Genomic DNA, 24,852 nt, shown 5'->3' with positions numbered 1-24,852 from the left:
CGGCGGCCCCTCGAGGGGCCGCCCCGGCACTCCCGGCCGCCGCTGCCACGGACGCGGTCCGGTGGGCGGCCGGTAACCGACGCCCAGGGCGTCCAGCCGCCGGTAGTGGGTGGTCATCCGCCGTTCGAAGCCGGCGAAGTCCCGTTCGGCGGGGGCGGGCAGGCGGCTCCAGGCGACCTCGGCGAACGCGGCCAGCCTGGGGAAGGCCTGGTAGTCCACGCGCGCGGAGTCCTCCAGGACCTCCGTCCACACATTGGCCTGGGTGCCCAGCACATGACGGGCCCCGTCCGCATCGAGTTCGGGAGGAATCGGCTCGAACCGGTAGACATCCTCCAGAGTGCGTACATAGCCGATCGGTACGGGTTCGTCCTCGCCGGGAGCCTGGCGGTGGTCCAAGTACACCTGTTCCTGCGGGCACATGACGACGTCGTGGCCGGCCCGCGCGGCGGCGATCCCGCCGGCGTATCCGCGCCAGGACGACACCGCGGCGCCCGGTGCCAGCCCGCCCTCCAGGATCTCGTCCCAGCCGATCAGCCTGCGTCCGCGCGCGGAGAGCCAGGCGTCGAAGTGGCCGATGAACCACGCCTGCAGCTCGTCCTCGTCCGCCAGCCCGAGCTCCTTGATGCGCGCCTGCGCGGTGGGCGAGGCCCGCCACTGCTCCTTGGGGCACTCGTCGCCGCCGATGTGGACGAACTCCGAGAATCCGGAGAACCCGGAGAACCCGGGGGATCGGACCGCGTCCGCGGGGAACAGCTCGAGCACTTCCTCGAGGACGCCCTCGTAGAACCGCAGGGTGGTGTCGGTGGGAGCGAGTACGTTCGGGTTGACTCCCCAGGTGTCCCAGACGGTGAGGGCGGAGGTGTCGACGACATCGGTGTTGCCGAGTTCGGGGTAGGCGGCGATGGCGGCCTGCGAGTGCCCGGGTACGTCGATTTCGGGAATGACGCTGATGTGCCGCTCGGCGGCGTAGGCGACGATCTCCCGGATGTCGTCCTGGGTGTAGTAGCCGCCGTGGGGTTTGTTCTCCCACAGCGGGGACGCGCGATGGCCGATTTTCGTCCGTGCCCGCCAGGAGCCGACCTCCGTCAGCGCCGGGTGGCGCCGGATCTCGATGCGCCAGCCCTGGTCGTCCGTCAAGTGCAGGTGCAGCACGTTGAGTTTGTGCGCGGCCATCAGGTCGAGGTAGCGCAGGACGCCGTCCTTGGGCATGAAGTGCCGGGCCACGTCGAGCAGCAGCCCGCGCCAGCCGAAGCGCGGGGCGTCCTCGATGACCTGGGCCGGGATCGCATGGAGGGCGTCCGGCCGTACGGGGGCACGCCGGAAGGCGTCCGGGCCGAGCAGCTGGCGCAGGGTCTGCGCACCCCAGAAGACCCCGGCCGGAGAGCCGCCGACGATCTCGACGCCCCGGTCGGGGACGGCGCTGAGCCGGTACGCCTCGGGCTCCAGGGCGTCGTCCAGACGCAGCCGTACGGAGTTCCGGGCGTCCTCGGGACCGGCCGGAAAGGGCAGGCCGAAAGCGGCGCCGAGGGTGGCGCGCAGCCAGCGCTCGGTGCCGTCGGTGCCCGGTGCGGCCCACAGGGTGGTCTCCCGGTCGAGCGGGACGGCGCGGCCCGGGATGCCGGCCACGGCGCGCGGCGCCGGAATCACATCGGCCGTGCCCTGGGAACCCTGGGAACTCTGGGAATCCCGGGAGTCCTGGAAAGAGCCATGGGGAGCACCATGGGAAGAAGTCATGTCCCATGGGTAGCGCCGGGGGCAACGCAGCGCAACGAACGTTGCACATGCTGCACGCGGCGCGCACACCACCCGACGGTCCAGACCCCCGGGGCGCGCCTCGGGGGCCTGCGGGTCTCAGCCGAGCGGTGGCCGGTCCAGTGGCCGGTTACTTCTTGTCGTCGCCCTCGCCGCCGCTGCCCATGGAGTCGTAGATCTCCTTGCACAGCGGGCACACGGGGTACTTCTTCGGGTCGCGGCCCGGCACCCACACCTTGCCGCAGAGCGCCACGACGGGCGTGCCGTCGAGGGCGCTCGCCATGATCTTGTCCTTCTGGACGTAGTGGGCGAAGCGCTCGTGGTCACCATCGCCGTGGGACACCTGCGGCGTCGGCTCGACAAGGGTCCCCGTACCGGTGCCGCGCTCGGGCTCGAGAGTGCTCATACAGCACAGGGTACTGAAGCCGCCCCGCATCAGTTGAGCGACGGGTCGTCCGGATATGTGGCGACCATCGCCAGTTCGTTGCGCTGGCGGCGCAGCACCTCGCGCCAGAGCTTCTCGGGGGCCGGGGAGGAGACGTCACCGGGTTCGGACTCGACGACGTACCAGGCCCCTTCCGCCAGCTCGTCCTCCAGCTGGCCGGGTCCCCAGCCGGCGTATCCGGCGAAGATCCGCAGCGAGCCGAGGACGGAGGCCAGCAGCTCGGGGGGCGCCTCCAGGTCGACGAGGCCGATCGCGCCGTGCACCCGGCGCCAGCCCAGCGGGGCGTTCTCGTCGGAGCCGTTGCCGGGGACCACGGCCACGCCGAGTGCGGAGTCCAGCGACACCGGGCCGCCCTGGAACACGACGCCGGGTTCCCCGGCGAGGTCCGCCCAGCCTTCCAGGATGTCGCCCACGTCCACGGGGGTGGGGCGGTTGAGGACGACACCGAGGGAGCCCTCCTCGTCGTGGTCGAGAAGGAGCACCACCGCACGCTCGAAGTTCGGGTCCGCCAGGGCGGGCGTTGCCACGAGCAGCCGCCCTGTGAGCGAGGACACCTCGGTCATGCCAGACATGATCCCGCATCTTCCCTTCGCTTGGGGAGTCAATCCGGCTACGTGAGTGAGAGCAGCCTGAATCACAGGGGGCGGCCTGGTCAGGCCCGGTCCGGGAAGGGTACGGGGGCAGGCGGGCGCACGGGTGCGCGACCGGCGCATCCGCGGTTCCGGTGACCGCGCGTACCCGGCGATCGACGGTTCGTATCGGAGCGGGGCCATGCCCGGGTTGGGGCCGTCGACAGGCTTACGGAAGGGGTACGTACGGCGATTACTCTGTCCTCCGGCCCCCTGACCGAAGTGACCGGCCGGTTCCCTGCCCAACTCACCAGAACGCGAGATACATGACCGTCAACGACGATGTCCTGCTTGTCCATGGCGGAACCCCGCTGGAGGGCGAGATCCGAATCCGCGGTGCGAAGAATCTCGTGCCGAAGGCCATGGTCGCCGCGCTGCTGGGCGATGGACCGAGTCGCCTGCGCAACGTTCCGGACATCCGTGATGTGCGGGTCGTTCGCGGTCTGCTGCAACTGCACGGAGTGACGGTCGGTCCGGGCGACGAGCCGGGTGAGCTGGTGCTCGACCCGACCCGTGTGGAGAGCGCGAACGTGGCCGACATCGATGCCCACGCGGGTTCGTCGCGCATCCCGATCCTGTTCTGCGGTCCGCTGCTGCACCGGCTGGGGCACGCCTTCATCCCGGGGCTGGGCGGCTGCGCCATCGGCGGCCGTCCGATCGACTTCCACTTCGACGTGCTGCGGAAGTTCGGCGCGGTGATCGAGAAGCGGGCCGACGGCCAGTACCTGGAGGCTCCCAAGGGGCTGCGGGGAACGAAGATCCGCCTTCCCTATCCGTCGGTCGGCGCGACCGAGCAGGTGCTGCTGACGGCCGTACTGGCCGAGGGCGTCACGGAGTTGACCAACGCGGCCGTGGAGCCGGAGATCGAGGACCTGATCTGCGTCCTGCAGAAGATGGGCGCGATCATCGCGATGGACACCGACCGCACGATCCGCATCACGGGTGTGGACCGGCTCGGCGGCTACACCCACCGGGCGATCCCGGACCGTCTGGAGGCCGCGTCCTGGGCGTCGGCGGCGCTGGCGACCGAGGGCAACATCTACGTCCGCGGTGCGCAGCAGCGGTCGATGATGACGTTCCTGAACACCTACCGGAAGGTGGGCGGCGCCTTCGAGATCGACGACGAGGGCATCCGCTTCTGGCACCCCGGCGGGCAGTTGAAGTCGATCGCGCTGGAGACGGATGTGCACCCCGGCTTCCAGACCGACTGGCAGCAGCCGCTGGTGGTCGCCCTCACCCAGGCGACCGGCCTGTCGATCATCCACGAGACGGTGTACGAGTCCCGGCTGGGCTTCACCTCCGCGCTGAACCAGATGGGCGCGCACATCCAGCTGTACCGGGAGTGCCTGGGCGGCATGGACTGCCGCTTCGGCCAGCGCAACTTCCTGCACTCCGCGGTGGTCTCCGGCCCGACCCGCCTCCAGGGTGCCGACCTGGTCATCCCGGACCTGCGCGGCGGCTTCTCCTACCTGATCGCCGCCCTGGCCGCCCAGGGCACCTCCCGTGTCCACGGCATCGGCCTGATCAACCGCGGCTACGAGAACTTCATGGAGAAGCTCGTGGACCTCGGCGCCAAGGTCGAGCTGCCCGGCAAGGCGCTCGGCTGACCTCTCGGCCGGGGGAGCGCGGAACTCCCCGGCCGACGCCCCGTACGGGGCGCGGAAGGCCGTTCAAAGGCCGTTCAGCGGCAGTACGACGAAGCCTCCCAGGCCCTCGGGCCCGGGAGGCTTCTCGGCTGTGTGGGGCGACGGCGGAGGCGACGCCGGGACGGCACGGGGCAAGCCGGCACGAGGAAAGCCGGCGCAAGACAGCAAGACAGCAGGACAACGGGCACGAGGACGCCTGACGGCGTCACGACCGGCGCCACGGCAACGGCACAGCGGCGCCAGGACGCCGGTGCGACGACGTCAGGGCCGACGCGGGGCCGACAAGGGCGTGACCGGGCGGGACAGGGCCGACAAGGCCGCAGGACGGCGTGCACGGCGCCTGTACGGCGACGGGGCGGCCCCCTGCGGCAGGCTGCAGCAGGGGGCCGCCCCATTGTCGTTGTTGTGCCCTACGGGGCCTCGTACGCCGTTTCGCGGCGTACGCACGGCAAGGTCACTTGCCCTTGGCGGCTTCCTTGAGCTTGCTGCCCGCGGAGACCTTCACGCTGTAGCCGGCCGGAATCTGGATCGGCTCGCCGGTCTGGGGGTTGCGGGCGGTGCGAGCGGCACGGTGGGTGCGCTCGAAGGTCAGGAAGCCAGGGATGGTGACCTTCTCGTCCCCCTTGGAGACGACATCGCCGACGATGTCGGCGAACGCGGCCAGCACGGCGTCGGCGTCCTTGCGGGTCACCTCGGCGCGGTCGGCCAGCGCGGCCACCAGCTCACTGCGGTTCATGTTGTTACTCCCGTTTTCTTCTTGCCGTTGCGGCGTGCCACGCGGCGAAGCCGCATGATGGGCACAGCGAAGCCGAATGCTGCCAGGGCCCTCGGACATTCCCTGGACCCAGGTCCGTAGCCAGACCCTCGCGCCCAGGGTGGCATCCTGCCTCTACCTGCGGCGTCAATGCCAATCCGGCACCCATAGGAGTCGTGAGAACACCCTGGGGAGTCACACGAAAAGAGGGCCCGATCCCAGGCACGATAAGGCCGCGCCGGTGGCCGGATGTCCCGCGACGCGCCGGTTTCCCGGCACCGTGGCGATCATCACGCCGTCGCCCCGGATCTCTGCGCGGCTTCCCGGACGGCTCCGGCGACCGCGCTCGCGACCCTGTCGTTGAAGACGCTCGGGATGATGTAGTTCGGGTTCAGCTCGTCCTCGGTGACCACATTGGCGAGAGCCTGCGCGGCGGCCAGCATCATCTCCGTGTTGACGCTGTGGGACTGCGCGTCCAGCAGGCCGCGGAAGACACCCGGGAAGACCAGCACGTTGTTGATCTGGTTGGGGAAGTCGGAGCGGCCGGTGGCCACAACTGCCGCCGTCTCACGGGCGATCGCCGGGTCCACCTCGGGGTCGGGGTTCGCAAGCGCGAAGACGATGGCCCCGTCGGCCATGGCGGCCACGTCGTCGCCGTCGATCACGTTGGGCGCCGAGACCCCGATGAAGACGTCCGCACCCCGCACGGCCTGCTTCAGCGTGCCGGTGAAGTTCTCGGGGTTGGTGTTCTCGGCGATCCAGCGCAGCGCCGAGTCCGGAGCGGCGTCGACGAGGTCCTCGCGGTCCGCGTGCACCACGCCGTGGATGTCGGCGACGACGGCGTTCTTCACCCCGGCCGCGAGCAGCAGCCTGAGGATGGCCGTACCGGCCGCACCGGCACCGGACATCACCACGCGCACGCTGTCGATCTCCTTGCCCACCACGCGAAGTGCGTTGGTCAGCGCGGCGAGCACGACGATCGCGGTGCCGTGCTGGTCGTCGTGGAAGACGGGGATGTCCAGGGCCTCGCGCAGCCGGGCCTCGATCTCGAAGCAGCGCGGCGCGGAGATGTCCTCGAGGTTGATGCCGGCGAACCCGGGGGCGATCGCCTTGACGATCCGGACGATCTCGTCGACGTCCTGGGTGTCCAGGCACAGCGGCCAGGCGTCGATGCCGGCGAACCGTTTGAAGAGGGCCGCCTTGCCCTCCATGACCGGCAGCGCGGCCTTGGGGCCGATGTTGCCCAGGCCCAGCACCGCCGAGCCGTCCGTCACCACCGCGACGGAGTTGCGCTTGATGGTCAGGCGGCGGGCGTCCTCGGGGTTCTCCGCGATCGCCATGCAGACACGGGCCACACCCGGGGTGTAGATCATGGACAGGTCGTCGCGGTTGCGGATGGGGTGCTTGGACGCCATCTCGATCTTGCCGCCGAGGTGCATGAGGAACGTACGGTCCGAGACCTTGCCCAGCGTGACGCCCTCGATGCCGCGCAGCTTCTCGATGATCTCCTGGGCGTGCGTCGTCGAGGTGGCCGCGATGGTGACGTCGATGCGCAGCCGCTCATGACCCGACGCGGTGACGTCAAGGCCGGTCACCGAGCCTCCGGAGGACTCCACGGCCGTGGTGAGCTGCGATACGGCGGTCCCGCCCGCCGGCACCTCCAGCCGGATCGTCATCGAGTAGGAGACGCTGGGCGCCGTTGCCATGACCGACTTCCTCTGCTTTCACCTGATGTCGCGTGGTTGTGCTGTCCGATCGTCGCACCTACCCCCGAGTACGTGCCAACCGTCTTCGATTGCGAACTTTTTGTTCGCGGGGGATTGCGTCGTTTTCCGGAAAGTGAGTTTCACCATACGAGGGCCGGTGAGAGCGGGAGAACCGGACGGAGGCGAGGAGCAGGCAAAGACGGAGAAAAACCGGCGGGAACGGAAGAAGGACGCCCCTGCGGCACAAGAGGTCCGCGTCCCCCGCAACAGGTCCGCGTCCAGCACAAGAGGTCCGCGTCACTCCCTGACGCGGACCTCTGGAAGACCTCCGAAGTGATGCTGACGACACCGACCCGCCATGCTCGCCTCGCGGCAAGTGGTCGCTCGAAGCGACAAAGGTTGGGCCCGGGGGCTTGGATCGGGCCGGTGCCACGACCAGGCTAACAAACGCGGACCCCGCGGCCATTCCTGTCGCGCCTGTCGCACCGGCCGGAACAATTGCCTTCCCTCACACCCGCAGCCGACAGCTCGTCCCGCGGCTCACAGCTCACCCCGCGGTTCACTCCCACGGCGGATCACCTCGGTCCCGTCGGTCCCGTCAGTCCCGCAGCAGGTCCGGCACCCCGGCCTCATCCGGTTCGTCCCGCTCGCCCGACACCACCGTCAGCCGCTGGGTGGCCCTGGTCAGGGCGACGTAGAGGACCCGCAGGCCGGCCGGGGACTCATCGGCGATCTCCGCCGGGGACACGACGACCGTCGCGTCGTACTCCAGCCCCTTCGCCTCCATGCTGCCCAGGACCACCACCCTCCCCTGGTTCCGGCTCCGCTCGTCCGGAAAGTCCCCCGTGCCGAGCCCGGTGAGCCAGCGGCGGGCCTCCTCGCGCCGGTTCATGGCGACGATCACACCGATCGTGCCGTCCACCTGGTCCAGCAGCCGCTCGGCCTCCGCCCGTACGGTCTTCTCCATGGAGTCCCGTACGACGGCGAAGCGCGGCTCCACCCCCGTGGCGCGGACCGCCGACGGAGCCGTCGAGCCGGGCATGGCCAGGGTGAGGACCTTCGAGGCCACCTCGGCGATCTCCGCCGGGTTGCGGTAGTTCACCGTGAGCCGGAAACGGCGCCGCGGGCGGGTGCCCAGGGCTTCCTCGCGCGCCTCGGCAGCCTCGTCCGGGTCGGACCAGGAGGACTGGGCGGGGTCACCGACGACCGTCCAGGTGGCGTGCCGGCCGCGGCGGCCGACCATCCGCCACTGCATGGGCGTGAGGTCCTGCGCCTCGTCCACGATGACGTGCGCGTACTCGGTGCGCTCCTGCGCCAGCCGCTCGGCCCGCTCGCGCTGCGACTCCTCCCGTACGGGCATCAGCTCCTCCAGGCCGGTGAGCTGGTCGAGCGGGTCCAGTTCGCGCTTCTTCCTCGGGCGGGCCGGGGTGCCGAGGATCGCCTGGAGCTCGTCGAGCAGGGCGATGTCGTGCACCGAGTACCCGTCCCGCTGCAGCGAGCGGGCGAGCCTGCGCACCTCGCCGGGGTTCAGGATCCGCCGTGCCCAGCGGCCCAGCCGCCGTTCGTCGGCCATGGCGGTGAGCACGTCCCGCGGGGTCAGCTCGGGCCACCAGGCGTCCAGGAAGCCGGTGAAGGAGTCCTCTTCGGTGACGTCCTCGTCGAAGGAGGCACGCAGCTCGGCGGCCGGCTCCGGGTCGGTGTACCGGGCGGCGGCTCCCGACTTCTCCCACAGGGCGTCCAGCAGCAGCCTGCGGGCGCGCGGGCGCAGCAGGTTGACCGGCGCGGTACCGCCCAGGGCGGTGCGCCGGATCCGGTCCAGCTCCTCGCCCTCCAGCTCCAGCCGGCGGCCGAGGACGACGACCCGCAGCCGGTCCGGTGCGCCGCCGCGCTCCAGCGCTCCCCGGGCCGCCTTCCGCAGCACCTTCAGCATCCGGTACGACCCCTTGATCCGCGCCACCGGCGGGGAGTCGTACAGCGTGGCCTCGACGCCCTCGACCAGCGAGCCGATCGCACGGATGGCGACCTGGCCCTCCTCGCCGAGCGAGGGCAGCACGCCCTCGGTGTAGGCGACGAGCAGCGGGGTCGGGGAGACGATCAGGATGCCGCCGGCGTAGCGGCGCCGGTCCTGGTAGAGCAGGTAGGCGGCCCGGTGCAGGGCGACCGCCGTCTTGCCCGTGCCCGGCCCGCCCTCGACGTACGTCACCGAGGCGGCGGGGGCGCGGATGACGCGGTCCTGCTCCGCCTGGATGGAGGCGACGATGTCCCGCATGGTGTGGCCGCGGGCCCGGCCGAGCGCCGCCATCAGCGCGCCGTCGCCGACGGCGGGCAGTTCACGGCCGTCGAGGAAGGCCCGCAGTTCGGGGCGCATCAGATCGTCCTCGACGCCGAGGACGCGCCGTCCCTTGGAGCGGATGACGCGCCGGCGCACGACCCGGCCCGGGTCCAGGGGCGTGGAGCGGTAGAAGGGGGCGGCGGCCGGTGCCCGCCAGTCGATGACCAGCGGGACGTAGTCCTCGTCGAGGACGCCGATACGGCCGATGTGCAGGGTCTCGGCGATGTCGGCCGTGTTGTCCTCGCGCACCGCGCCCTCGGCCGGCTCCACGGCGGTGTAGGCCCCGTCGGGGCCTTTCTTGCCGTCCTTGCCGGCGAGCAGGTCGATGCGGCCGAAGAGGAAGTCCTCGTACTCGTTGTTCAGCCGGCTGAGGTGGAGGCCCGCCTGGAAGACCTGTGCGTCCCGTTCGGCCAGTGCCCCGGGTGTGCCGACCTGGCCGCGCCTGGCCGCGTCCCGCAGCAGGAACTCGGCCTCGTGGATCTTCTCCTCGAGGCGCCGGTACACCCGGTCCAGGTGCTGCTGTTCCCCGCGGATCTCCCGGTCCCGTACGGAGTCGTACGCCTCGCCGTGCACCGAGCCGTGCATCGTGCCGTGATCCGAGCCGTGGACCGATCCGGCCGCGGAATCCTGTTGAACCTGAGCGGCCACCGGGCCCCCTTCTGACGTGCTGGGCAGCCGTCAACCGTACGCGAAAGGGACCCTCTCACGGAAGCCGGGAATGTCCGCCCCCGGGCCCTGACCTCGCCAGAGGCGGCCTCGGCCGCACCGCGCGGCACAGAAAAATAGAGTACGTTCTGTTTTTTGTTGCGGGACGGACGAGACCACGGGGAGGGCCAGTGCCACGGCCCATGCAGGAGCGCGCGGTCCGCACCAGGGAACGGATCCTTCACGCGGCGGCCGAGGTGTTCGACGAGTACGGGTACGCGGGCACGAGCATCACCCGCATCCTCGAACGCGCGGGCTCCACGCACGGCGCCCTGTACTTCCACTTCAAGTCCAAGGAGGACCTGGCGCGGGCCGTCATCGTCGAGCAGGCCCGGGGCCTGGACCTGCCGAAGAAGCCGGCCGGCCTCCAGCAGCTCGTCGACCTCACGCTCCGCCTCGCCTTCGAGCTCCAGCGCAGCGTCCTGCTCCGGGCGGGCGTGCGGCTCGCCGTCGAGCAGGAGGAGTCGGGCCTGCGGGAGTACTCCGTGTACGCGTGCTGGATCGATCGGTTCCGCCGGGAGCTGGACGAGGCCCGGCAGCGCGGGGAGCTGTTGCCGGAGGTCGACGAGACGGAGTTCGCCCGTGTCCTGGTGGCGAGCTTCACCGGCACCCAGGTGATGTCCCAGATCGCCACGCGCCGCGCCGATCTCCCCGAGCGGATCGCCTTGCTGTGGCGCTATCTGCTGCCCGGGGTGGCACCGGCCGAGGTCCGGGAACGGCTGGTCGTGGCCGTGGAGCGGGGACGGACACCGGCATGACGGACCCGGGGGCGCCGACGGGTGCGACCGGTCTCACCGGGCCGGCCGCCCTCGGGGCACCCGCGGCCGTCCGCGGCGCGCCCCTGCTGTGCGCGCACGGGGCCCGCCCGGCCCACTCGGGCACCCCGCACGGCCGGCGGCATGCCGACGGCGGAGCTCGTCCTGCGGGATCCCACCCCGCACGGCGCCCTGTCCGGCCTCGCACCGTCCTGCAGCTCAGCCGCCCGCACACCTTCGAGACGTCAGGGAGAACCATCCGCTCGTTCCTGAGCCGACCGCCACTGAGCTGATCACCACTCCCCCCGCGGTGAGCCGAGAGGGGAGCGGCACGCGCCGCGTACCGAGCGGGGCGGGCCGGCGGACACCGGACCCGCGTCCCAAGCCGACGGCCGCCCCGCCGCCACGAGTGAAGCCCCGTGAGGAAACCGGCGAGGGCGGCCGTGTTCCGTGGCCGAAGCCCCTCAGAGCTTGACCTCGGCGAGTTTCTTGCCCTCGAAGGTCATCACCTCGAAGTGGTCGATCTCGTTCGGGTCCAGGGCGGCGCCGCCGCGGACGTAGAGGGGTTTCTTGCCCTTCTCCGTCGTGGCGTTCGGCAGGCCGTAGCCCCACGTCGGAACCGACCAGGTCGACAGGGTCTGGCGCTCGCCGTTCCTGCCGACGGCGATCAACGAGCACTTCTGCGGACCGGCGACGTTCTTCAGCTCCAGAACGGCGTCCGTGCCCCAGTCCTTCTTCTGCAGGGCGACCGTCGCGGTGACGTGCGACGTCGGGTCCGTCACCGTGACCTTGTCGGGCATCTCCTGGAAGGCCGCCTGTGCGGAGCTCACCGCCACATTGGCCGTGCCGCCGGTGTCCGAACCGCTCACCGCGTACACGCTCAGCGGGCCGCCGATGATCAGCGCTGCCGCCGCCGCGACCAGGTAGAAGGCACGCCGGCGCTTCTGGGCGCGGCGCTCGGCCACCTCGTCGATGAGCTTCTCCACCAGGCGCGGGCTGGGCTTGGCCGACAGGGACTCGCCGATCGCGGGTGTGCCGGAGCCCGGCATGTCCGCGAGCGCGGCCAGGATCGGCTCCATCCCGGCCAGTTCGTCGAGCTGCTGTGCGCACCACTCGCAGCCGGCGAGGTGAGCCTCGAACGCGGTCGCCTCGGCATCGTCGAGAATTCCGAGGGCATAGGCGCCGACGGTTTCGTGCTCGTTCGGAGCCGGATTTCCCTGCATGGAAGCAGAGATACCCGGACCTCCTGATCCGAACCCCCCGTACACGCTCATCACGCCGTCACCCCCCTCTCCTCCAGAGCCAGCTTCAGCGAACGCAGGGCGTAGAACACCCGGGAACGGACGGTGCCGCTGGGTATGCCCAGCGTCTCCGCCGCCTCATTGACGGTACGCCCCTTGAAGTACGTCTCGACGAGCACCTCCCGGTGGGCCGGGGTCAGGTCGGACAGTGCGTCCGACAGCGTCATCAGCCATAGCGCCTTGTCGATCTCGTCCTCCGCGGGGATGACCTCCAGCGGCGACGGGTCGACCTCCTGCGGCCGGGCCTGCCGGCTGCGATGGCCGTCGATGACGATGCGCCGAGCGACCGTCACCAGCCAGGGGCGTACCGAACCGGTCGCTCGATTGAGCTGGCCGGCGTTCTTCCAGGCACGGATGAGCGTCTCCTGCACCACATCCTCAGCACGCTGCCGGTCTCCGGCGACCAGCCGGAGGACATACGCAAGGAGAGGTCCGGCGTGCTCCCGGTACAGGGCACGCATCAACTCCTCATCAGGCTCCGAGGACTGGGACATGCGATGTCGGGCCCTCGCTCCACGTTCTCTGGCCACGGTCGCATCCTTGCGCACGCCAACCTCCGATGTCCGGGGGTCCCCCCAGTGGGTTGCTCGCGGACGGATACGGACGCAGACCGCGTCATGTTCAAGACCGGCCATCAGTTTTCTGCCGGCTGATGTGACTAGAGGGACATGAGCGCACATTCCCACCGCGCGATGTTCACATTTCCGACACACGATCAAGAGCGCGCTCATTGCCCGTCAAGTGCGGGACTCAAACGAAGTGTTGCCGAAATCACTCGGGAAACTACTTCGCACAACCGGCAATTGGGACGCCCGACCGGTCGGCCGCCCTTCCGTCCGACCGGTCGGCCGCCTGCTCGTCCCTCCCGCTCGTCCCTCCCGCTCGCCTCTCCCGCTCGTCCCTCCCGCTCGTCTCCCACGGGTCCCTACGCACGGGCGAGGGCGGCGCGGCGGCGGTGCCGGGCCACCCGCTCGCGGTTCCCGCACACCTCACTGGAGCACCAGCGCCTTCTGCGTCCCCGGGAGGTGTCCAGGTACACGATCGGGCAGTTGTCGCCCTCGCACTGCCGCAGGCGCGCCCGGGCGGCGGGGTCGGTGAGCAGGTCCACGGCGTCCCGGGCCACGACCGCGAGCAGTGCCGCGCATTCGGGCGGACCGGCCACCTCGCGTACGAGGGTGCCGTCCTCGCCCCGTACGGCACGGGGAGCCGGGGGCGCGGCACGGGCGACCTCGTTGACATGGGCGAGCGCGAGGTCGTACGGCCGGGATTCGCCGGCCAGGTATCCGTGCACTAACTGCCGGATGTCCGACCGCAGTTCGTGGAACGCGGCAAGCCAGGAGGCGTGCGCGTGCGTCAGCGCGGTGCCGGCCGGCACCAGGCCCGCCCCCGTGATCCAGGCGCACAACGGCGCCAGGGAGTGCAGCCGTTCGGTGGGATGGCTGGTGGACAGCAGGTCCAGGCAGATCCGCCCGGTGTCGAACCGCAGCCCGTAGGGATCCGTGGCCGTACCCACCGCCATGCGCCTGTCACCACCTGGGCTCACCCCGGCCGGCGGACCTGTCCGGGGTACTCGTCGGAGGCCGGGAAGCAGAAGCCGGAAAACCGTTCCCTCCTACAGTGCCTGCCCCGTACCGCTCCCGGTATCCCTCGCACACCGGGTACGGGCTACACGTCGGCGTATTTCGTCTCGGCCGCCAGGTCCAGGGCCAGGCGGTAGCCGCGTTTGACCACCGTCTGGATCAGCCCGGGGTTGCCCAGGGCGGTGCGCAGGCGGGTCATGGCGGTCTCCACGGCGTGTTCGTCGCGGCCGGCGCCCGGAAGGGCGCGGAGCAGGTCGGCGCGGGTGACCACCCAGCCGGGCCGCCGTGCCAGCGCCCTCAGCAGCGCCATCCCCGCCGGGGGCACGGGTTTGAGGTCCTCGTCCACCAGCACCGTGTGCCCGCGGATCTCCACCCGGTGCCCGGCGACCGGCAACACCCGTGCCCGCCCCGGCAGTTCCCGGCACAGCAGCTGGACCAGCGGCCCCAGCCGGAACCGCTCCGGCTGGACCGTGTCCACCCCGCGTTCCTGCAACGGCAGCGCGGTCACGGGCCCCACGCACGCCGGCAGCACGTCGTGCCGCAGCGTGTCCAGCAGCTCCGGCAGCCGTCCCCGCTCCTCCGCCCGCGCCAGCAGCGACGAGGCGGCGGGCGCGCTGGTGAAGGCGAGCGCGTCGACCCCGCGGGCGACGACCGTGTCCAGCAGCCGGTCCAGCGGCCCCGGGTCCTCCGGCGGCAACCACCGGTACACCGGCACCTGGACGACCTCCGCGCCTCCCGCCCGCAGCGCCTCCACGAACCCGGGCAGCGGCTCCCCGTGCAGCTGCACGGCGACCCGGCGCCCGTCGACCCCCTCCTCCAGCAGCCGGTCCAGCACCTCCGCCATGGACTCGGACGACGGCGACCACTCCTCGGTCAGCCCGGCGGCCCGGATCGCTCCCTTGACCTTCGGCCCGCGCGCCAGCAGCTCCGCCTTCCGCAGCCGGTCGAGCAGCGCCTCGCCGAGCCCCCATCCCTCCGCCGCCTCGACCCAGCCGCGGAAACCGATCGCGGTGGTGGCCACCACGACATCGGGCACCCGGTCGACGATCTCCTCGGTGGCGGCGAGCAGTTCCTTGTCGTCGGCGAGCGGCACGATCCGCAGGGCGGGCGCGTACAGCACACGTGCCCCGCGCCGCTCGAGCAGCGCGCCCAGCTCCTCGGCCCGGCGCGCGGCCGTCACCCCGACGGTGAATCCGGCCAGGGGCCCGTGTTCCGTCCGCTGCTGCACGTCGTCCATCGGCTCTGTCCCGCGTTCGCGTCGTCGTCCCCGTCGCTCGTCTGTCGATCTTGTCAACTGTGCGTGACGGCCCTGGTTCGGCGCGATGTCCCCAGTGTTACGCCGTGGGTCACGTCATGCGTCACGTCACGGCTCGGCACGCCCTCGGCCGGGCGGCGAAGGTACACGGCCCAGGTGACCGCGACGGCCACGCCGTAGAAGGCGAGGAAGGCGACGAACGCGCCGGTCCCGGAGCCGTGGGACAGGAACGACTGCCGGAAGGCCAGGTTGATGCCGACGCCGCCGAGCGTACCGACCGCGCCGATCAGCCCCATGGAGGCCCCGGACAGCCGGCGGCCGTGGGCCGCGGCCTGTGCGCCCCTCAGCCCCCGGGCGAGGGCCTGGGCCTGGAAGATCCCGGGGATCATCCGGTACGTCGACCCGTTCCCGAGCCCGCTGAGCGCGAACAGCACCACGAAGACCGCCACGAACAGCGGCAGCGAGTTTTGCATCCCGGCCACCACGAGCAGGGCGGTCGCGGCGGCCATGGCGACGAAGTTCCACAGAGTGATCCTCGCGCCGCCGTACCGGTCGGCGAGCCAGCCGCCGACCGGCCTGCTCAGGGAGCCCAGCAGCGGCCCGATGAAGGTGAGGCAGGCGGCCTGGAGCGGCGTACGCCCGAACTGGCTGGTGAGCACCTGCCCGAAGGCGAAGCTGTACCCGATGAACGACCCGAAGGTCCCGATGTAGAGGAAGGACATGATCCAGGTGTGGGCGTCCTTCGCGGCCTCCTTCGCGGCGCCGGTGTCGTTCCGCAGGGAGGCGATGTTGTCCATGAACAGCGCGGCGAGCACGGTGGCGACGACGATCAGCGGAATGTAGATCCCCAGCAGGAGCCTCGGCCCGCCGCTCGCCCCGATGACGCCGAGGGCGGCGAGCTGGATGACGGACACGCCGATGTTGCCGCCCCCGGCGTTCAGCCCCAGCGCCCACCCCTTCTTCCGCAGCGGGAAGAAGGCGTTGATGTTGGTCATGGAGGAGGCGAAGTTGCCGCCGCCGATCCCGGCGAGCACCCCGGCCCACAGGAAGGTGGAGAAGGAGGTCCCCGGCTCCATCACGACGAAGGCGGCGACGGTCGGGACGAGCAGCAGCCCCGCGGACAGAACCGTCCAGTTCCGCCCGCCGAAGAGCGCCACGGCGAAGGTGTACGGCACCCGCACGACCGCCCCCACCAGCGTCACCAGGGACGTGAGCAGGAACTTGTCGGCGGGGGTCAGCCCGTACTCGGGCCCCATGAACAGCACGAGCACGGACCACAGCGTCCACACCGAGAACCCGATGTGCTCGCAGAGCACGGAGAGGACGAGGTTCCGGCGGGCGACCCGCTTCCCCGTCCTCTCCCAGAAGTCCTCGTCCTCCGGGTCCCAGTGCTCGATCCAACGACGGCCGCCTGCCATGACGCCTCCATACGTGCGCTGAGTGGCTGGGTCCCGACGTTAGGAACCCCGCGTTTCCGCGCTGTGGCCGCGCGTGACCGGGAGGGAACGTTGCGCTCACCCCGGAGCGGACGGGGGTGAGAGGCCGGCCCGGCCCTACGCCGTCGCGCCTCTCCTCCCCGTCCTCCTCGTCCTCCTCCTCGTCCTCCCAGTCCTCCGCGTCCGCCCCGGCGTGCCGTCCGGCCACAGCCGCGGCCTGCGCTTCGCGGCCAGGTCCTCGATCCAGCCGACGGCGAGCACGGCCAGACCGATCAGGGGCCAGACGAGCACGAACTGCCAGAGGAGCTCCGTCGACGCGAACCACGAGGAGGCGGCGTCGCTCTTCATGAAGGGCAGCTTGTAGACCTGGTCGAGGACCGGCACCGTCGCCATGACGAGCAGGTTGTGCCAGAGGTAGATCGTCACCGCCCGGTTGTTGGAGAGCGTGATCAGCTCGTCCCACCTGGCCAGCCGGCCCGGCAGCTTCCGCCAGGACGGGGAGTACTGCAGCAGGATCGTCACGAAGCCGAACGACCACAGCGCCTGCGCGAGCGGGATCTCGTTCAGGTCCCAGCCCTCCGGGCCGAGGTGCCCGGACGCCCACCACAGGCCGAAGGCCATCAGCAGCAACGCGCCGGACACCACCGCACGGCGCGGGATCCGCTTCAGCATCCCGTCGTGGTGGGCGAAGCCGAGCACCCAGCAGCCGCCGTACACGGCGAAGTCCTCGACCGCGTTGCCCGTCTCACCGGGGAGCGTCACCAGCCCGGTGCCGACCACGGCGGTCAGCGCCAGGGGGAACAGCAGGGTCGGCCACGGCGCCCTGCGGAAGGCCCGCAGCAGCAGCGGGGACGCCAGCACGAACCACAGGTACGCCCGCAGGTACCACAGCGGGCCCGCCGCCTGCTCCGCCCATGTGCTCTCCAGCCAGCCGGACTCGGAACCGATGCTCAGCGGATACGGCGGGGCGCCGACCGGCACCAGGTAGGTGAACACCTTGGCCACGCCCCAGAAGGGGCCGCCGAGGTCCGGGTCCCTGGCCGGGTTCCAGCCCTGGAGGAACAGCAGGGGCAGGACGACGGCGGCGAACGCCCACAGCGGGGGCAGCAGGCGGCGCACCCTGCTCCTGATCACCGAGAGGGCGGGGCGGGTGAGCGAGCGCGCCGTCAGGGAGCCCGCCAGGGCGAACATCACGCCCATGGACGGGAACAGCACCGTCAGCCACGCCCAGCCGAAGAGGTGGTACGCCACCACGCGCACCAGGGCGAGAGAGCGCAGGAGGTCCAGGTAGCGGTCGCGGCCGGGACGGGCCGGTCTCTCCGCCGTACCGGCCGCGTCCGCCGCACCTGTCGCGCGGGCCGTCCCGTCCGTCGTCCCGCCGGCTGTCCCGTCGGCCGTTTCGTCCGTCGCCGTCCGCTGGGCGGGAATCCTCGCCCCGCCCGGCTCCCGGTCCCCGTACGGCCGGGGCGCCGCCCCCGCCGCTTCCGGGCGGGGGCCCGGGGCACCCGCCGGTGCCCCGGGTGTGCCCGGCGACGGTGTGCCGTCCGCCGCCTCGTATGCGCGCCCCGTCATCCGACGGGCCTCCGTTCGCGCTCGCTGTCACTGCTCTCCGTGCTCTGGGTGCGCTGGCGCGGGATCGAGCCCGGCGCCTCCACCGCGCCCGTGCGCCGCAGCTTCTGCCAGCGCAGCCGGCCGCCGGTGAGTGCCGTCATCCAGGAGCGGAGCAGGACGACGTACATCAGCTGCCGGTAGAAGATCTGCTGGAGCGGCAGCGAGAGCAGATGCCTCATCTTCTCGCGGTCCAGCCGGAAGGCGTACGCGGCGCAGACCGCCTGCACCGCCAGCACACCGAGCCAGGCGCCGATCGTCTTCTGCGTGGGGCCGAACACCAGGCCGTACAGCAGGAAGATGTCGATCAGCGGGGCCAGCAGCGGGGCCACCACCATGAACAGGGACACGAACGGCAGGCCGATCCGGCCGAAGCGGCCCGACGGACCCCGCTCCATGATGGCCCGGCGGTGCTTCCAGATCGCCTGCATGGTGCCGTACGACCAGCGGTAGCGCTGGGACCACAGCTGCCGCACGGACTCCGGGGCCTCGGTCCAGGCGCGCGCGTTCTCCGCGTACACCACCCGCCAGCCGTCGCGGTGCAGCGCCATGGTGATGTCGGTGTCCTCGGCGAGCGTGTCGTCGCTCATGCCGCCCACCCGCTCCAGCGCGCTGCGCCGGAAGGCGCCGACGGCTCCGGGGATCGTCGGCATGCAGCCGAGGATGTCGTACATCCGGCGGTCGAGGTTGAAGCCCATCACGTACTCGATGTGCTGCCAGGACCCGATGAGCTTGTTCTTGTTGCCGACCTTGGCGTTGCCGGCGACCGCGCCGACGCGCGGGTCGGCGAAGGGCTGCACCAGCTCGCGGACGGTGGACGGCTCGAAGACGGTGTCGCCGTCCATCATCACGATGATGTCGTGACGGGCGTTGGCCACACCCCGGTTGAGGGCGGCCGGCTTGCCCGCGTTGAGCTGCCGGATGACCCGTACGCCCGGCAGGTTCAGGTCCTCGACGATACGGGCGGTGCCGTCGCTGGAGCCGTCGTCGATGACCAGCACCTCGATGGGGTGGTCGCTCGCGACGAGCGAACGCACCGTTTTCTCGATGCACTTGGCCTCGTTGTACGCCGGGACCAGGACCGTGACCGGTTCGGTGACCGGGGCGTTGGGACCCCAGCGGAAGTTCTTCCGGCGCACCCGGCGAGCGTGCGCGCCGGAGAGCAGCAGCATCAGACCGAAGCGGACGAGGACGAGGGTGCCGACGACCGCGAGGCCGGCCACCAGAACGCCGGTGACCTTGTCCGAGGCCTGGACGAGGAAGACCCAGGCCCGGCCCTTCCACAGCTCGGCCCCCGTGACCGGGGTGTGCGCGCTGGGCGCCCCGAGGGCCTCGGTGAGGTTCTGGAACTTGTAGCCCTTGGCCTGGAGTTCGGGCAGGAAGCGGTCGAGGGCCTCGACGGTCTGCCGCCGGTCGCCGCCCGAGTCGTGCATCAGGACGATGGCGCCCTCGCCGTTCTTCGGGGTGGCCCGGCGGATGATCTCGTCGACGCCGGGCTTCTTCCAGTCCTCGCTGTCGGTGTCGTTCAGGACCGTGAGGTAGCCGCGGGAGCCGACGTACTTGATGGACGGCCAGGAGGCGTTGTCGATCGCGTCGGCGAAGGAGGAGTACGGCGGCCGGAACAGCGAGGTGCGGATACCGGCGGCGCCTCCCAGTGCCATCTGGGTCTGGGACAGCTGCCAGTCGATGCCGCCCCACGACTTGTAGGAGAGGTCGGGGTGGTTGAAGGTGTGCAGCCCGATCTCATGGCCCTCGCGCACCATCCGCCTGACCAGGTCCGGGTACTGCGAGGCCATGGTGCCGGTGATGAAGAACACCGCGTGCGCGTCGTGCCGCTTGAGCGTGTCGAGGACCTTCGGGGTCCACGTGGGGTCGGGCCCGTCGTCGAAGGTGAGGACGAGCCGCTGCCGGGGCACGCTCAGACTGCTGACCCCGCCGTTGCGGGTGTCGATGACCGGGCCGCCCGTGCGGATCTCCTCGGGCACCTGGTCGGCGGCCGCCTCGGGCCGGACCCGGTAGTCGGCGAAGATCTCGCTGTGCACATAGCCGCGCAGCATCAGCATCGCGGTGACGGCGGTCAGCAGCAGCACGGGCAGCACCCAGCGCATGGGCAGACGGTGGCGGCGCGCGTTGACAGGGGCCGAGGCACGGCGGGAGCGCCCGTCGGCTCGGCCGGAACGGCGACGGTTGGAGCGCGGGGCCATCAGAGGACGTTCTCCGGGGACTGGGTGGGTGTGGCGTCGGACGACGGGGCCGACGAGGCCGGGGTCGGCCCGTCGGAGGCGAGCGCGGTCGGGGTGGGGGCCGCGCCGGCGTTGTTGGTGGTGTCACCGCCGCCGCTGCCACCGTTGCCGCCGGAGTCACCGCCGGGTCCGTCGCTCGGGTCCGGGTTCGGGCTCGGGTTGGCCGACGGGTCGGCCGGCTGCGGGGTGACGGCCGGGGGCGAGTCGTTGCCCTTGGGGGCGGTCGGCTTGGTGGTGCGGTCCGGAGTGCCCTTCTTCGTGCTGGACGCGGACGGCTGGGGCTGGGCCGAGGCACCGGGCGTCGTGCCGGGCCGGGGCGATGTCCCCGGTGCGGCGGTGCTGCCCGGGGACGGGGTCGCACCGGCGCTCGGAGCACCCGCACCGGCACCGGCGTCCGTGCCGGTACCGGCGTCGGCACCGGTGCCGGGGGCGCCGTTGCCGGGCAGGCCACCGGAGCCGGCGGACGGACCGGTCGTCTCCGACGGGCGCGGGGACTCCTTGACCTTGCTCGCCGGCGGGTCGCCCACCCCCGGGATCGGGATCGGCACCCAGGGGGCGCCCGCGTTGCCGGACAGCAGGGTGACGACGATGACGCCCGCGTAGGCGGCGCAGACGAGACCGACGGCCATGCCGAAGCGGCGGAGGCGGCGGCTGCGGCGGCCGGAGTCGTCGACGAAGACGGGCTTGTCGGCCGCCTTGCCGGCCGCGAAACCCGCCGATGCGGCGGAACCGGGCGGCTTCATGGTGTCGAGCTGGACGGTGACCTCGTTCGGGTCGTGGGACTCCTGGGCCCCGTCCGTCCCCTCGGTCCGCCAGGGGTCGTCGACGCGCACACGCAGAGGGTCGGACCCGGTGGAACCGTCGGAGTCGGCGGAACCGGCGGAACCGGTGGAGTCGACGGGGTCGGTGGAGCCGAACGGATCCGTATGTGCGCGTGCCGGCTCATCCGACAAGGCCTCGCCCGCCTCACGCGCACCGTCCGGACCGACCGAGCCGGCCGGCTTCGCCGAGCGGGCCGAGCCGGCCGCCTGTTCCGACAGCACCCCCGCCTTGGCCGTCGGCCAGGCAGAACGTCCCTTGTCCGCCCGTCCGGCCTCTGAACTCCCGGCCTTCGGCCACGCTATCCGGCCGTTCGCTCCCGGCTCCGCCCCGGAGCCACCCGGGCCGAACGACTCCCTCGGCTGCATGGCTCCGGCCGTCCCACGGAGACCTCCGGACAGGGATCCGGACCCGCTCGGTCGAGCGTGATTCCGCCATTTGTCGACACGCACGTGCTTCCCCCCCTGGGGCATTACCGGCAGGGAGGCGTACGAACCCGGGCCTACGTACCAACTGTCGTGCCAGGCCCCCTACCCGGCACGAACGCCCCCCTTTATCGCAATGCGCCCGGGGCCCCGAATGTAGCGCATGAGGGAATGTCGTGAGATTTGTTTCAGATATGACTTGACATCACATGCGCATCCATGACCGGAATCCAGCTTCCTTCCGGTCACTGGAGTGACTCTTTCTCGCACTCCATTTCGACATTAGAACGCATGAGTGCATCCAATCCGGGGTGCACCAAATACCGGTGACAGCGGCAGCGCTCGCCCTGCTGCTCTCGCGCGTCCAGGCCGTTCCTACGTTCGAATAACCGGGGTGGCCCGGAGCCCGAGGCTCAGACCTCGCGGGCGGCATATGCAAGGAACTCCGCCCAGGCCCCGGCGGGCACCTCGAAGCGGGGGCTCCGCTCCCCGAACTTCGAGTCACGGACGTGGACAGCACGAGGGGAGACAGCAACTTCGAGGCAGGCGCCTCCCTGGGAGTCGCTGTAGCTGGACCTGAACCATGCCAACGGCTCGTTCACGGCTCCTCCGCCACCTTCCTGGGGAACGCGACCGCACGTCGCCGGGGGCTCAGGCCTCGCGGGCGGCGTACGCGAGGAACTCCGCCCAGGCCTCGGCAGGCACCTCGAAACGAGGACTTCGCTCCCCAAGCTTCGAGTCACGAACGTAGACAGCACAGGGGGAGACAGCGACTTCGAGGCACTCACCGCCACCGCTGCTGCTGTAGCTGGACTTGGACCACGCCAACGGCTCGTTCACGGCTCCCCCGCCACCTCCCTGGTGAACGCGACCGCACGTCGCCGGGGACTCAGGCCTCGCGGACGGCGTACGCGAGGAACTCCGCCCAGGCCTCGGCAGGCACCTCGAAGCGGGGGCTCCGCTCCCCGAACTTCGAGTCACGGACATGAACGGAGCGGGGGCAAAGGGCGACTTCGAGGCACTCACCGCCGCCGGTGCTGCTGTAGCTGGACTTGAACCACATCAGCTCAGTGGACATAGTTCCTCCGCCAACTTCTCGATGAAGCGCGCCGACTCGTCAAGACTGAGCGCCTTCCGAAGGATCATCGCATGACGCTGAACAACAGTACTAACCTTATCCGGGTCGGCATACAGCCTCGCTGTCGCTTGTCCCTCCTCGTAAACCAGGGTGTCGTGTTCAGCTGTCTCAAGCAGCACAAAGGGCCCATCGAGCTCAGGTCCAGCCCCCGCGAACGTCAGCACCTGAACCGTCACGTTACGAGCCTTGCCAACCTCCACCAAACGGTGCAGTTGCTTGCGATGCGCCTCCACTCCACCCACCTGGTTACGCAACGCGAGTTCGCCGATGACGAAGTTGAAGGACCTGGAGCGCTGTTCAAGCAACGACTGTCTTTCCAAGCGTCCAGCAACCCGCTCTTCGAGCAGCTCATCATCCAGCGGAGGAAAGTGCGTGCTGAGATAAGCCCTGATCGTCTCCTCAGTCTGCAGCAGTCCCGGGATCAACAACGGCTGGTAGGAACTCAGCACGACTGCCTCAGCTTCGTACTGCACGTAGTCCTCGGCGTATGACAGATAGCGCTCCGGCTTCAGGAACTCGTACCCTGCCAGCAACTTCCCCCGTGCCCCGCACAGTTGGTCCGCGACCTGCAACAGCCTGAGCGTCGGCCGGCGCCGCCCACACTCCATCGACTTCACGTACTCGTAGTCGTACCCGGCCTCGTCGGCGAGCGCCTGGCGGCTGATCTGCGCCTCCTCGCGCCAGAGCTTGATCTGTCCACCGCAGTACCGCCAGCTCTGCTGCACCTGCTGCGACTTCCCCGACGCCACGCGCCCTCACCCGTCTCCCGCGCCAACGCACCACGTGGACAACACGCTGCGTACCCGCTCCGCTACTCCCGAGGTTAAGCACAGGCGAACAGCCTTATGCCGCCAGATGACGGAGAATCACTCGCAAGGAACCCCGCCCACATGCCGATGCCCCACCCCTCCCCCGCCGCACTCCCCCAGGACATCGAGTTCCGTTTCCCTCGTCACGCCCGCAGTGTGGGCCGCGCCCGCGTGCTCCTGCGCGAACAGGCGACCTCCTGGAAGCTCCCCGACGAGGTGACGGAAACGGCCGTGCTCCTGCTCAGCGAGCTGATGACCAATGCCTACCGCCACGCGAAGGTCCCCCGGGGCAGGGAAATCCGGGCACGCTGTGTGCTGAACGACGACGGCCGCCTCCGTGTCTCGGTCACGGACGCGAACGACACGCTCCCCGCACCCCGCGAGGCATCCCTGGAGGACGAAGCCGGCCGGGGCCTCGCTTTGGTGGCGGCCCTGGCGGACGACTGGGGCACCGCGCCCCGTCCCGGCGGCATCGGCAAAACGGTGTGGTTCGAGCTCAAGCTCACCTCAGAAGCGCAAGCGGAGACGTGAGGTCAGGGCCGGTGCTCTTCCTTGTCCTCCGCAGTGCTTGCCTCCGGCGTTTCCAGTCGGATCCCGTAACGCACGCACCAGACCGCCACCAGCGAACCCAGCAGGGCGGGCAGGAACCACACCAGCATCCACGGCCCGCCGAGCACCACGCCCACCACGGCCGCCCCGTGCACCAGCACGGCCAGGGCGTGGACCACGGCCAACTCCGCCCTCGCCCGCCTCGGCGTATTCCGCCGCCCCGCCTTCACAACCGTGCGCTCCCCATCTCCTGCGCACGTCTGCCACGTCACGCTCTGCGGGCAGCGAGCACAGATCCGGTCGTCCTTGATCCCACCACGCGGTGCGAGGACCCGGAAAGTGAGATCTTCACGCCCCTACAGCCAGCCGTGGCGTTCGGCGATGCGGATGGCGTCGACGAGGGTGCGGGCATGGAGCTTGCCGACGGCGGACGAGAGCCGGTTGCGTACCGTTCCCACACTCAGGAAGAGTTCGGCGGCGATCTCACGGGCATGCGCGCCCGAGGACGCCAACCGCAGCACCTCGGTCTCCCGCTCGGTCAACGGGCTGGCCTCACCGGCCGGGTCGTCCCGCATCCGCGGATCGATCACTCGCCCGCCCGCGGCGACCCGGCGAATCGCGTCCGCGGTCTCCGCGGGGGTCGCGCTCTTGAGCAGATAGCCGGAGGCTCCCGCGCTCATCGCACGGGTCAGGTGCCCGGGCCGGTCCAGTGCCGTGAGCATCAAGGTGCGGCAGTCGGGCAGCTTTTCGGCGAGCGCGGCGGCGACGGCGATGCCGTCCATGCCGGGCAGATCGATGTCGAGGAGAACCACGTCGGGCCGCAGCCGCTCGGCTTCGGCCAGTGCGGCCTCGCCGTCGGCGGCTTGGCCGACGACCCGGATCCCCAGCTCGCCGGAGAGCAACGCCACCAACCCGGACCGCACGACGGCGTGGTCCTCGACCACCAGCACTTCGATCACCCACCG

General features: G+C 70.8%; 23 protein-coding genes. 3 read left to right on the top strand and 20 right to left on the bottom strand.

All coding sequences use genetic code 11. The features are described from left to right. The 3 genes from ABD224_RS22015 to ABD224_RS22005 form a co-directional block, all read right to left on the bottom strand. Window positions 1–1,734: beta-N-acetylhexosaminidase (locus tag ABD224_RS22015; protein WP_344052534.1), on the bottom strand; the 1,734-nt coding region annotated here is incomplete at its 3' end. A 148-nt stretch (window positions 1,735–1,882) separates the two neighbouring features. Continuing rightward, window positions 1,883–2,158 (bottom strand): DUF3039 domain-containing protein, encoded by a 276-nt coding sequence (locus tag ABD224_RS22010; protein WP_067388079.1) that lies wholly within the window; start codon window positions 2,156–2,158, stop codon window positions 1,883–1,885. A 29-nt stretch (window positions 2,159–2,187) separates the two neighbouring features. Then, window positions 2,188–2,760 (bottom strand): YqgE/AlgH family protein, encoded by a 573-nt coding sequence (locus ABD224_RS22005; RefSeq protein WP_067388073.1) that lies wholly within the window; start codon window positions 2,758–2,760, stop codon window positions 2,188–2,190. Between the two features lie 332 nt (window positions 2,761–3,092). Between ABD224_RS22005 and murA the strand changes: the two genes are divergently transcribed. Further along, complete coding sequence (murA, locus tag ABD224_RS22000) at window positions 3,093–4,433, top strand: UDP-N-acetylglucosamine 1-carboxyvinyltransferase (RefSeq protein ID WP_344052529.1); 1,341 nt, start codon at window positions 3,093–3,095, stop codon at window positions 4,431–4,433. A 493-nt stretch (window positions 4,434–4,926) separates the two neighbouring features. Here murA and ABD224_RS21995 read toward each other — a convergent pair whose 3' ends face one another. From ABD224_RS21995 to ABD224_RS21985, 3 genes are all read right to left on the bottom strand, one after another. Next, the gene (locus ABD224_RS21995; protein WP_067388069.1) at window positions 4,927–5,208 is read right to left on the bottom strand and encodes an HU family DNA-binding protein; all 282 of its coding nucleotides are present in this window, start codon (window positions 5,206–5,208) and stop codon (window positions 4,927–4,929) included. 308 nt (window positions 5,209–5,516) lie between these two features. Then, window positions 5,517–6,932 (bottom strand): NAD-dependent malic enzyme, encoded by a 1,416-nt coding sequence (locus tag ABD224_RS21990; RefSeq protein ID WP_344052525.1) that lies wholly within the window; start codon window positions 6,930–6,932, stop codon window positions 5,517–5,519. 598 nt (window positions 6,933–7,530) lie between these two features. Further along, the gene (locus ABD224_RS21985) at window positions 7,531–9,912 is read right to left on the bottom strand and encodes a HelD family protein (protein ID WP_425581032.1); all 2,382 of its coding nucleotides are present in this window, start codon (window positions 9,910–9,912) and stop codon (window positions 7,531–7,533) included. A gap of 188 nt (window positions 9,913–10,100) precedes the next feature. Here ABD224_RS21985 and ABD224_RS21980 point away from each other — a divergent pair, with 188 nt between their 5' ends. Continuing rightward, a complete protein-coding gene (locus tag ABD224_RS21980) occupies window positions 10,101–10,727 on the top strand; it encodes a ScbR family autoregulator-binding transcription factor (protein WP_344052523.1) in 627 nt (208 codons plus the stop codon). A gap of 461 nt (window positions 10,728–11,188) precedes the next feature. Here ABD224_RS21980 and ABD224_RS21975 read toward each other — a convergent pair whose 3' ends face one another. The 12 genes from ABD224_RS21975 to ABD224_RS21920 all read right to left on the bottom strand — a co-directional run bounded on the left by ABD224_RS21975 (window position 11,189) and on the right by ABD224_RS21920 (window position 23,254). After that, window positions 11,189–11,947, bottom strand: a complete 759-nt coding sequence (locus ABD224_RS21975) for an anti-sigma factor family protein (protein ID WP_344052521.1) — start codon at window positions 11,945–11,947, stop codon at window positions 11,189–11,191. 50 nt (window positions 11,948–11,997) lie between these two features. Then, window positions 11,998–12,519 (bottom strand): sigma-70 family RNA polymerase sigma factor, encoded by a 522-nt coding sequence (locus tag ABD224_RS21970; RefSeq protein WP_067388039.1) that lies wholly within the window; start codon window positions 12,517–12,519, stop codon window positions 11,998–12,000. Between the two features lie 431 nt (window positions 12,520–12,950). Beyond that, window positions 12,951–13,544, bottom strand: a complete 594-nt coding sequence (locus ABD224_RS21965; RefSeq protein ID WP_344052517.1) for a CGNR zinc finger domain-containing protein — start codon at window positions 13,542–13,544, stop codon at window positions 12,951–12,953. Window positions 13,545–13,690: 146 nt separating this feature from the next. Beyond that, the gene (locus tag ABD224_RS21960; protein WP_344052515.1) at window positions 13,691–14,842 is read right to left on the bottom strand and encodes a uroporphyrinogen-III synthase; all 1,152 of its coding nucleotides are present in this window, start codon (window positions 14,840–14,842) and stop codon (window positions 13,691–13,693) included. Between the two features lie 53 nt (window positions 14,843–14,895). Next, entirely contained in the window at window positions 14,896–16,278 is a 1,383-nt protein-coding gene (locus ABD224_RS21955) for a nitrate/nitrite transporter (protein WP_344052513.1), read from the bottom strand. A gap of 135 nt (window positions 16,279–16,413) precedes the next feature. Further along, on the bottom strand, window positions 16,414–17,868 hold the full coding sequence (locus ABD224_RS21950; protein ID WP_344052511.1) for an acyltransferase family protein: 1,455 nt from the start codon (window positions 17,866–17,868) through the stop codon (window positions 16,414–16,416). Continuing rightward, window positions 17,865–20,108 (bottom strand): bifunctional polysaccharide deacetylase/glycosyltransferase family 2 protein, encoded by a 2,244-nt coding sequence (locus ABD224_RS21945; protein WP_344052509.1) that lies wholly within the window; start codon window positions 20,106–20,108, stop codon window positions 17,865–17,867. The genes ABD224_RS21950 and ABD224_RS21945 overlap by 4 nt, the downstream gene beginning before the upstream one ends. Then, window positions 20,108–21,190, bottom strand: a complete 1,083-nt coding sequence (locus tag ABD224_RS21940; protein ID WP_344052507.1) for a hypothetical protein — start codon at window positions 21,188–21,190, stop codon at window positions 20,108–20,110. The genes ABD224_RS21945 and ABD224_RS21940 overlap by 1 nt, the downstream gene beginning before the upstream one ends. 614 nt (window positions 21,191–21,804) lie before the next feature. Further along, entirely contained in the window at window positions 21,805–21,993 is a 189-nt protein-coding gene (locus tag ABD224_RS21935) for a DUF397 domain-containing protein (protein WP_344052505.1), read from the bottom strand. 49 nt (window positions 21,994–22,042) lie between these two features. Next, window positions 22,043–22,231: a DUF397 domain-containing protein gene (locus ABD224_RS21930; protein WP_344052503.1), complete on the bottom strand. Its 189-nt coding sequence runs from the start codon at window positions 22,229–22,231 to the stop codon at window positions 22,043–22,045. 49 nt (window positions 22,232–22,280) lie between these two features. Continuing rightward, the gene (locus ABD224_RS21925; RefSeq protein WP_344052501.1) at window positions 22,281–22,469 is read right to left on the bottom strand and encodes a DUF397 domain-containing protein; all 189 of its coding nucleotides are present in this window, start codon (window positions 22,467–22,469) and stop codon (window positions 22,281–22,283) included. Continuing rightward, window positions 22,454–23,254 (bottom strand): helix-turn-helix domain-containing protein, encoded by an 801-nt coding sequence (locus tag ABD224_RS21920; RefSeq protein WP_344052499.1) that lies wholly within the window; start codon window positions 23,252–23,254, stop codon window positions 22,454–22,456. Before ABD224_RS21920 ends, ABD224_RS21925 begins: the two co-directional genes overlap by 16 nt. A gap of 165 nt (window positions 23,255–23,419) precedes the next feature. Here ABD224_RS21920 and ABD224_RS21915 point away from each other — a divergent pair, with 165 nt between their 5' ends. Continuing rightward, entirely contained in the window at window positions 23,420–23,869 is a 450-nt protein-coding gene (locus ABD224_RS21915; protein WP_425581031.1) for an ATP-binding protein, read from the top strand. A 2-nt stretch (window positions 23,870–23,871) separates the two neighbouring features. On the opposite strand, the gene ABD224_RS21910 is transcribed toward ABD224_RS21915, so the two are convergent. After that, the gene (locus ABD224_RS21910) at window positions 23,872–24,066 is read right to left on the bottom strand and encodes a hypothetical protein (protein WP_344052496.1); all 195 of its coding nucleotides are present in this window, start codon (window positions 24,064–24,066) and stop codon (window positions 23,872–23,874) included. A gap of 177 nt (window positions 24,067–24,243) precedes the next feature. Then, window positions 24,244–24,846 carry a response regulator transcription factor gene (locus tag ABD224_RS21905; protein ID WP_344052494.1) on the bottom strand — a complete coding sequence of 201 codons (603 nt, stop codon included), beginning with the start codon at window positions 24,844–24,846 and terminating at the stop codon, window positions 24,244–24,246. Between the last annotated feature and the right edge of the window lie 6 nt (window positions 24,847–24,852).

It is taken from the genome of Streptomyces thermoalcalitolerans, assembly GCF_039525155.1.
Taxonomy (GTDB): Bacteria; Actinomycetota; Actinomycetes; order Streptomycetales; family Streptomycetaceae; genus Streptomyces; species Streptomyces thermovulgaris.
Note: the sequence above shows the minus strand (reverse complement) of the source record. Positions and strands in the feature narration are given on the sequence as shown.

Coding starts and splice junctions, on each gene's coding strand:
- ABD224_RS21975 (WP_344052521.1), bottom strand. CDS start 11,947: ATGCAGGGAAATCCGGCTCCGAACGAGCACGAAACCGTCGGCGCCTAT.
- murA (WP_344052529.1), top strand. CDS start 3,093: ATGACCGTCAACGACGATGTCCTGCTTGTCCATGGCGGAACCCCGCTG.
- ABD224_RS21990 (WP_344052525.1), bottom strand. CDS start 6,932: ATGGCAACGGCGCCCAGCGTCTCCTACTCGATGACGATCCGGCTGGAG.
- ABD224_RS21960 (WP_344052515.1), bottom strand. CDS start 14,842: ATGGACGACGTGCAGCAGCGGACGGAACACGGGCCCCTGGCCGGATTC.
- ABD224_RS21950 (WP_344052511.1), bottom strand. CDS start 17,868: ATGACGGGGCGCGCATACGAGGCGGCGGACGGCACACCGTCGCCGGGC.
- ABD224_RS22005 (WP_067388073.1), bottom strand. CDS start 2,760: ATGACCGAGGTGTCCTCGCTCACAGGGCGGCTGCTCGTGGCAACGCCC.
- ABD224_RS22010 (WP_067388079.1), bottom strand. CDS start 2,158: ATGAGCACTCTCGAGCCCGAGCGCGGCACCGGTACGGGGACCCTTGTC.
- ABD224_RS21970 (WP_067388039.1), bottom strand. CDS start 12,519: ATGTCCCAGTCCTCGGAGCCTGATGAGGAGTTGATGCGTGCCCTGTAC.
- ABD224_RS21995 (WP_067388069.1), bottom strand. CDS start 5,208: ATGAACCGCAGTGAGCTGGTGGCCGCGCTGGCCGACCGCGCCGAGGTG.
- ABD224_RS21945 (WP_344052509.1), bottom strand. CDS start 20,108: ATGGCCCCGCGCTCCAACCGTCGCCGTTCCGGCCGAGCCGACGGGCGC.
- ABD224_RS21925 (WP_344052501.1), bottom strand. CDS start 22,469: ATGTCCACTGAGCTGATGTGGTTCAAGTCCAGCTACAGCAGCACCGGC.
- ABD224_RS21915 (WP_425581031.1), top strand. CDS start 23,420: ATGCCGATGCCCCACCCCTCCCCCGCCGCACTCCCCCAGGACATCGAG.
- ABD224_RS21955 (WP_344052513.1), bottom strand. CDS start 16,278: ATGGCAGGCGGCCGTCGTTGGATCGAGCACTGGGACCCGGAGGACGAG.
- ABD224_RS21965 (WP_344052517.1), bottom strand. CDS start 13,544: ATGGCGGTGGGTACGGCCACGGATCCCTACGGGCTGCGGTTCGACACC.